The organism is Desulfonatronospira sp. (genome assembly GCA_003563255.1).
GTDB lineage: Bacteria > Desulfobacterota > Desulfovibrionia > Desulfovibrionales > Desulfonatronovibrionaceae > Desulfonatronospira.
The window spans coordinates 1-7,229 of record PWSL01000366.1; the positions used below are offsets into that span (position 1 = coordinate 1).

At 52.4% G+C, this 7,229-nt stretch carries 4 protein-coding genes; all 4 read left to right on the forward strand.

The features are described from left to right. Window positions 1-103: 103 nt before the first annotated feature. The 4 genes from rpsU (at window position 104) to rpoD (ending at window position 7,113) form a co-directional block, all read left to right on the forward strand. Complete coding sequence (gene rpsU / locus QZP87_RS10750) at window positions 104-304, forward strand: 30S ribosomal protein S21 (RefSeq protein ID WP_291322923.1); 201 nt, start codon at window positions 104-106, stop codon at window positions 302-304. Between the two features lie 248 nt (window positions 305-552). Continuing rightward, window positions 553-2,886, forward strand: a complete 2,334-nt coding sequence (locus QZP87_RS10755; protein WP_291322924.1) for a Smr/MutS family protein — start codon at window positions 553-555, stop codon at window positions 2,884-2,886. Window positions 2,887-3,108: 222 nt separating this feature from the next. Beyond that, window positions 3,109-4,809 carry a DNA primase gene (dnaG, locus tag QZP87_RS10760; protein ID WP_291322925.1) on the forward strand — a complete coding sequence of 567 codons (1,701 nt, stop codon included), beginning with the start codon at window positions 3,109-3,111 and terminating at the stop codon, window positions 4,807-4,809. 537 nt (window positions 4,810-5,346) lie between these two features. Continuing rightward, window positions 5,347-7,113, forward strand: coding sequence for an RNA polymerase sigma factor RpoD (gene rpoD / locus QZP87_RS10765; RefSeq protein WP_291322926.1), 1,767 nt, complete (start codon window positions 5,347-5,349; stop codon window positions 7,111-7,113). Window positions 7,114-7,229 lie beyond the last annotated feature (116 nt).

Consider the following 7,229-nt stretch of genomic DNA (forward strand, 5'->3'; position numbering starts at 1 on the left):
TCAGGGGGTCCTAGTTGTTGACTGCCGGTATACGGCCGACCCCCGGAACAGTTGCACGCAGATAGAGGGATGTTTTAAGTTTTTTTTAAGGAGGTGTTTCTTAGTGCCTGGTATTATCTTGAGTGATAGCGACAACTTTGATTATGCCCTGCGCAAGTTTAAAAAGCAGGTAGAAAAATCAGGGATTCTGTCCGAATTGAAAAAGAGGCAGCATTACGAAAAGCCCAGCATTCAAAAAAAGAAGAAAGAAGCGGCTGCCAGAAAGCGTTTGATGAAGAAAATGCGCAAGATGCAGATGATGTAATTCAGAGAACAGGATTGCCGGTCAGTAAGCCGTCTGCTGATAAGAATCGATTTTTTTGTCAGCCTGCCGCATGGCATTGCCGCCTGATCCTCCCCCTGAGGAAGTCCTGACTTTTGTCAGGCCATGAGGCACTAAGCCTGCAGCAGGCCTGGGCATAATGATCTTCAGCTGACCGGGCAACCAGTCTCTGGTGTTATTCCCCGAACCAGTCACGCAATGCGTGAGTAACCAGCCTCCCTGCATTTGTTATGCAGGGAGGTCTTATCAACCCCTTTCTTATGGAATCCAGGACCAACATTCTGCTGGAGTTTCCAAAAGTCCTTCAGTATTTAAGCCGTGAGGCTGTATCTATTCCAGGAGTGGAGGCCTGCCTCCAGATCCGTCCCTTTACCGATACCCGGGAGCTGGAAAAAGAGCAGTCAATACTGCGAGAGGCTTTGAGGGCGCTGCAGGAATACTCCGTTTACCCGACATCCTTCCCTGCACTGGAGGCAGTGCTTCCCCTGATCGCAGGCCGGGAGACCGTCCTGGACCTGGAAGGTCTGTGGGCCCTGCAGGGCTTTCTGGATGCAGCTCATACCCTGAAGACTTCAATGCAGGAAATCGACCCCCAGGGTTTTCCGGGGCTTACATCCGCATGGGAGGATATCTCCTGGCCGGGCAAGCTGTGGAATGCCCTGAACAGGTGTCTTGACCAGTCCGGGGCAATCCGGGATCAAAGTTCGCCCGAACTGCAGGAGGTGCGAGGAGAGATTCGGGGTCTGCGCGCCCAGTGTTCCAGAAAAGTCAACGAGTCACTGACCCAGGACAACTATTCCCATTACCTTCAGGACGAATACCTGACCATTTCCTCGGACCGTTATGTCCTGGCTTTGAAAAGCAATTTCAAGGGCAAAGTGCAGGGCATTATACATGATTATTCCCAGACCGGGGAAACCTGCTACTTTGAGCCCATGTTCCTGGTGGACCTGAACAATCGCTTCCAGGAGCTTCTGCAGCAGCAGAAGGAAGAGGAAAAAAAGGTCAGGGCTTACCTGACAGACCTGGCCAGGCGCAGTGTGGATGATTTGCAACAGGTCTATGCCCTGCTGATCCGCATGGATGTGCTGTGGGCCAGGGCCAGGCTGGCCGGAAGACTCAATGGCCGGGTGTTGAGCTCCTCCCACCAGGCAGGGCTGAACCTGACCAACCTCAGGCACCCACTGCTGGTACTGGCGGGCCATCACGTGGTCCCGGTGGATGTGACCCTCAAGCCTGGACAAAAGGCCCTGGTGATTTCCGGGGGCAATGCCGGGGGTAAGACCGTGTGCTTAAAGAGCCTGGGCCTTGCAGCCATCATGGCCCAAAGCGCATTGCCGGTGCCGGTGGATGAGGGCAGCAGCATACCATTCTGGGACAAGATATTTGTTTCCATGGTTTCCCAGCAGGGGGTGGAAGAAAGTCTCAGTACTTTTACGGCCCAGATAGAGCATTTCAGCAGGTTCTGGCCTCAGCTCGACTCCAGAACACTGGTTATCCTGGATGAGTTCGGTGTGGGCACTGACCCAGCCCAGGGAGCAGCCCTGGCCCAGGCAGTGCTGGACGAGCTGCTGGAAAAAGGGGTGTGGACTGCAACTGCCACGCATTTTCCGGCCCTTAAGGCCTATGCCCTGTCCCGGGACGACGTGCGGGCCTGCTCGGTGCTTTTTGACCCGGACACAAAGAAACCCCTTTACAAGCTGGCCTACGATCAGGTGGGTGCCAGCCAGGCCTTGAAAGTGGCCCGGGAGCAGGGGCTGCCCGGGGAGATTATTGACCGGGCTCAGGAATACCTGCTTCTGGAAGGAGAGGAGCAAAACCGTCTTTTTGAGCGTTTAAACCAGCTGGCTGCCCAGAGAGAACTGGAACTCGCAGACCTCGAGAAAGAAAAGGCCAGGCTGACCCGCAATCTGGTAAAAGAGCGCCGGGATTTTGTCAGGGAAAAAGAAAGGCTCATGCAGGAGCTGAAAGGACAGGGCCAGGAGATTCTCAAGCAGTGGCAGGAGCAGAAGGTGGGCCGTAAAAAGGCCCTCAAGGAACTGTCCAGGGTCAGGCGGGAGGCTGATGCCCTGTCCGGTGATGAAAAACGCACTGATGAGGAAAAGGTCCTGAAGTTTGAAGATATCGCCCTGCAGGATACTTATTTTTACCCGGCCTGGAACCGCACCGGGTTGGTGCGGGACAAAGACGGGCGTAAGAACCAGGTCAAGATAGATTTCGGAGGCATCTCTTTGTGGGTAAGCCCAGGTGAGCTGAAAATTTCAGACAAAAGCCCCGGACAGGGAAAGTCTTCCGGGTATTCGGCCTCCACAAAGTCTGCCAGATCTTTTAGACTGGATATCAGGGGCAAATACCGGGATGAAGCCCTGGAAGAACTGGAAAAGTACCTGGATCAGGCCCTGTTGTCCGGAATGAAACAGGTGGAGGTCATTCACGGCAAGGGGACCGGGGCCCTGAAAAAAGCGGTGCGGGAGTACCTGGACCGCAGCCCGGCCATCAAGGACTATACCCCTGGTGAGGCGGAAACCGCAGACGACGGCGTAACTACTGTGGAGTTGCCATGATAGGAGTCGGAGGTCGGTAGTCGGAGGTCGGAGATCGGAGGTCGGTAGTCGGAAGTCGGAGGTCGGTAGTCGGAGGTCTGAGATCGGAAGGGTTCCAGTGGTTATAGAAAAGAAACAGGCGTATTGTGTGCAGAGGCTTTAGTTTTTCTGCCGCAGGTCGATGAAAAAAAATAATGGCTGCGAGGTGGTGCAGCCAGAATTTCCTTTAAGGGAGCGGTCTGAATGTCCTTTATTGATCCCCGGGATGTGACAGAAATCAAGACCAGACTGTCCCTGCAGGATATTGTGGGCAGGTATGTGCAGTTAAGGTCCGTAGGTGGGCGCTTTATGGGACCCTGTCCATTCCACCAGGAAACCAAGGCTTCCTTTTCTGTTATTCCGGAGCAGGGTTTTTATTACTGCTTTGGCTGCCAGGCCTCGGGCGACATTATCGAGTTTTTCAAAAACATAAACGGCCTGGACTTTACAGAAGCTGTAACCCAGCTTGCAGAAGAGGCCGGTGTCAAGCTGTCCAGGCAGGAAAAGGGACAAATAAAGGCCGCCAAAAGCCGGGCTGCAGTGTGCAGGGAAGTAAACTCCTGGAGCAATACCTTTTTCAGGCAATGCCTGGAGTCCCGGGGAGGAGAACAGGCAAGGCGATACCTGGAACAAAGACAAATTAGCACGGAAACGTCGCAGTCTTTTGCCCTGGGCTGGAGCCCTGAAGGCTGGAGTAATCTTAAGTCATTTCTTGAATCCAAAGGTTTTACCCCGCAGGACGGGGTAGAAGCCGGGGTCTTGAGCCAAAACGAGCGGGGCAGGATATATGATCGTTTTCGTTCCAGGCTGATTTTTCCAATTAATTCCCTGTCCGGGGCAGTGGTGGCTTTTGGGGGAAGGGTCATCGGAGACGGCGACCCCAAATACCTCAACAGCAGCGAAAGCCCTGTCTATACCAAGGGGGATCACCTTTACGGTCTATACCAGGCCAGGCCCCACATAACCCGTTCCAGGCAGATATATTTAACCGAAGGCTATCTTGATGTGATGGCCCTGCACCAGCATGGCTTTGAAAACAGCTGTGGAGTGCTGGGCACCGCCCTGACCAGGGCCCAGGTTAAAAGGATGGCCGGGCTGGCCAGGGAAGTGGTGCTGCTGTTCGACGGTGACGCACCGGGACAGAACGCGGCCCTTAAAAGCGCCGAGATGATCCTTCAGGCCGGGCTTACCTGCCGGGTCCTGATATTTCCCCAGGGCGAGGATGCCCACAGTCTGCTCACGGCAAACGGAAAACAAAGCCTGGAGGATTTTTTGCAAAAAACGTCCGACGGGCTTGATTTTTGTTTGAGGATGCTTATCAACAACAGGTCCCCGGGCGAAACCATGCAGTGGGTGGAAAATTTTATTACCCAGATAAAAGGCCTGTCCTTGCGGTCTTACTATATTCCAAGGATAGCTCATAGCCTGGGACTTACTGAAAAGGAACTTCGGGAAAAGTTCAGCAGGGTGCCCGGTACAACCACGCAGGAAATAACTCCTGAAACCTTTAAGAGCAAGGGTCCGGATCAAAGAGACCGCGAACTTCTCACTTTTGCAGTCTGCTTTCCCCAGGACAGGTTTCGGCTGCAACAGAAAAACCTGAGCATGGTGCTGTCTTCGCAGTGGGCCAGAGAGTTCTGGGAAAAACTGTGCAGCATGCAGCAGGAGGAGGACTTAAGCGGCCTTAACCCGGATGAGTCGGTTTTTTTTGTGCAGTGCAAGATGCAGAAGAACCAGTTGGAGCAGGAAAGGGAGCAGATCCTGTCCCAACTGGAAGACTTTATCGACAGGTGTATGTCCAGGATGAGCACAAAAAATCTGAAACACGCTCTGTCCAGAGCACAGCAGAATCGGGATCAGGAAGAAGTCAGGCGGATACTGGGACTTCTGCAGAAAAGTTTTTAACAGTGGCAGCAGCCACAGACCGGCCAGGTTTTTCAGGTACCGGTTACAGTCGAAGGAAGCCAGGGGAATAATCACCTTGCACTTTTTTTCTTTAGTGACTTACTCCTGAAAACCTGTCCAAAAAAACAAGAAATTGATATCAGTTAATTGTTAATTGATGAAGTCACTAAATTGGGGACAGGCACTTTTGCCGGTTGCTAATTTGCAAATGCTTCAAAAATTCGGCGGCAAAAGAGCCAGTCCCCGGAGGTGAATAAATAAGTTTCGCTGTAGTGATAACAGATAACTGGGTTGCGGGTAAAGCCCGCATGAGTGTTTTATAGCGCGAATTATATTGCGTTTTTTTGTCCTGGTACCATCTATACCGGTCCTGATCCAGGAACCGGAAATTTTTTTACAGTTCGTTATTGTTTCCACTCTCGAGTGGGAACTTACCCGGAACGCTCTTGCGGTCATTTCTGGACGTGGAGCGTCCCGAATCCGTCCCCACGCAGAGCGCAGGGACAATTATGTATAGACCTATCTAGAGGGAGAGCTATGCGCAGTATTAAAGATGTGCAGCAAATCAAGGCGTTGATTGCAGAAGGCAAGAAAAAAGGCTTTTTGACATTTGACGAAATAAACAAAGCCCTGCCTTCGGATGTGACCACCCCGGAGCAGGTTGAGGAAATAATTGCAATTTTCGATCAGCTGGATATTGCTATTGTGGACGGCAAGGTGGGCAAGCCGCTTAGCGTGTCAGCCGATGACACCAGTTCCCTGGCCGAAACACTGGCCTTGAATCTTGATCGCCTGGAGGATACCGCAGAAGCGGTTTCCAGGAGCAACGATCCGGTGCGGACATATCTGAGGGAAATGGGTGCAGTGGGTCTTCTGGACCGGGATGGAGAAGTGATTATCGCCAAAAAGATTGAAGCCGGGGAGATGGAGGTGCTCTATTCCCTGGTGGAAGTCCCTGTGGCCATTGAAGAACTAATTCAGGTGGGGGAGGACTTAAAGAGAGAAAAGATCAAGCTCAAGGACGTGGTCAAGACCATTGAAGAGGACGATCCCACCGAAGAGGAAATGAACCAGCGTGAAAGGGTGATTGCTCTTCTAGAGGAAATCAGGCAGTGCTACAAGAAACGCAGAGGTGTTTATGAAAAATTTAATGAGTGCGCCCGCCTGGATCGCAGGGTTTACGGACATCAGAAAAAGATCCTGGAATACAAGTACGAAATAGTTGAGCACTTGAAGCATATCAAGCTGGAAAAGACCCTCATAGACAGCATCATCGAAAGGGTCAACGACTATGTGCGCCAGATGCACAACTGTCAGCGGGATTTAAGCGCCTATATTCTTTCCCTGGGCATGTCCCAGGAGGAATTGCATAACCTCCTGGAGAAGCTGCACAATAGAGATATCAATCCCGTGGCCGCGGCAGACCAGCTGGGCATGACCGTGGACGAGCTTTTTTCCTTCAAGGAACTTATTTATGGAAAAATGGAGATCCAGGAAAGACTGCAGCAGAAATGTATGCATAATGTGTACGAACTGGAAGAGATTCTGTGGAGGATCAACAAGGGCAACCAGGAAGCCCTGCGGGCCAAACAGGAACTTATCCGGGCCAACCTGCGGCTGGTGGTGAGCATCGCCAAAAAATACACCAACCGCGGCCTGCAGTTCCTGGATCTGATCCAGGAAGGCAATATCGGCCTGATGAAGGCGGTGGACAAGTTTGAATACCAGAGAGGCTACAAATTTTCCACATATGCCACCTGGTGGATCAGGCAGGCCATTACCCGGGCCATTGCAGACCAGGCCCGGACCATCCGGATACCGGTGCACATGATAGAGACAATAAACAAGCTGGTGCGTACCTCCAGGTATCTTGTCCAGGAACTGGGCCGCGATCCAAGCCCCGAGGAAATCGCCGAGCGCATGGACTATCCTTTGGAAAAGGTGAAAAAAGTGCTGAAGATCGCCAAGGAGCCCATCTCCCTGGAGACCCCCATCGGAGACGAAGAAGATTCCAGTCTGGGGGATTTTATTGAGGACAAAAAAGCCGTGGCCCCTGCGGACGAAGTGGTCAATGCAAAGCTCTCTGAGCAGATATCCATGGTCCTGGCCGAACTGACCCCCAGGGAAGAGCAGGTACTGCGCAAGCGTTTCGGCATCGGTGAAAAATCCGACCATACCCTGGAGGAAGTGGGCAAGCTTTTCAACGTCACCAGGGAGCGCATCCGCCAGATCGAGGCCAAGGCCCTGCGGAAACTGAGACACCCTGTGCGCAGTTCTTCCCTGAGGACCTATTATGAGAGTTGATTTAAAGATTGAGGGATTGAGGGATTGAGGGATTCAGGGATTGAGGGATTCAGGGATTGAGGGATTCAGGGATTGAGGGATTCAGGGATTGAGGGATTCAGGGATTGAGGGATTCA

Excerpts from the sequence above, each read along its gene's own strand:
- QZP87_RS10755 (WP_291322924.1), top strand. The coding sequence starts at position 553 with ATGCAGGGAGGTCTTATCAACCCCTTTCTTATGGAATCCAGGACCAAC.
- dnaG (WP_291322925.1), top strand. The coding sequence starts at position 3,109 with ATGTCCTTTATTGATCCCCGGGATGTGACAGAAATCAAGACCAGACTG.
- rpoD (WP_291322926.1), top strand. The coding sequence starts at position 5,347 with ATGCGCAGTATTAAAGATGTGCAGCAAATCAAGGCGTTGATTGCAGAA.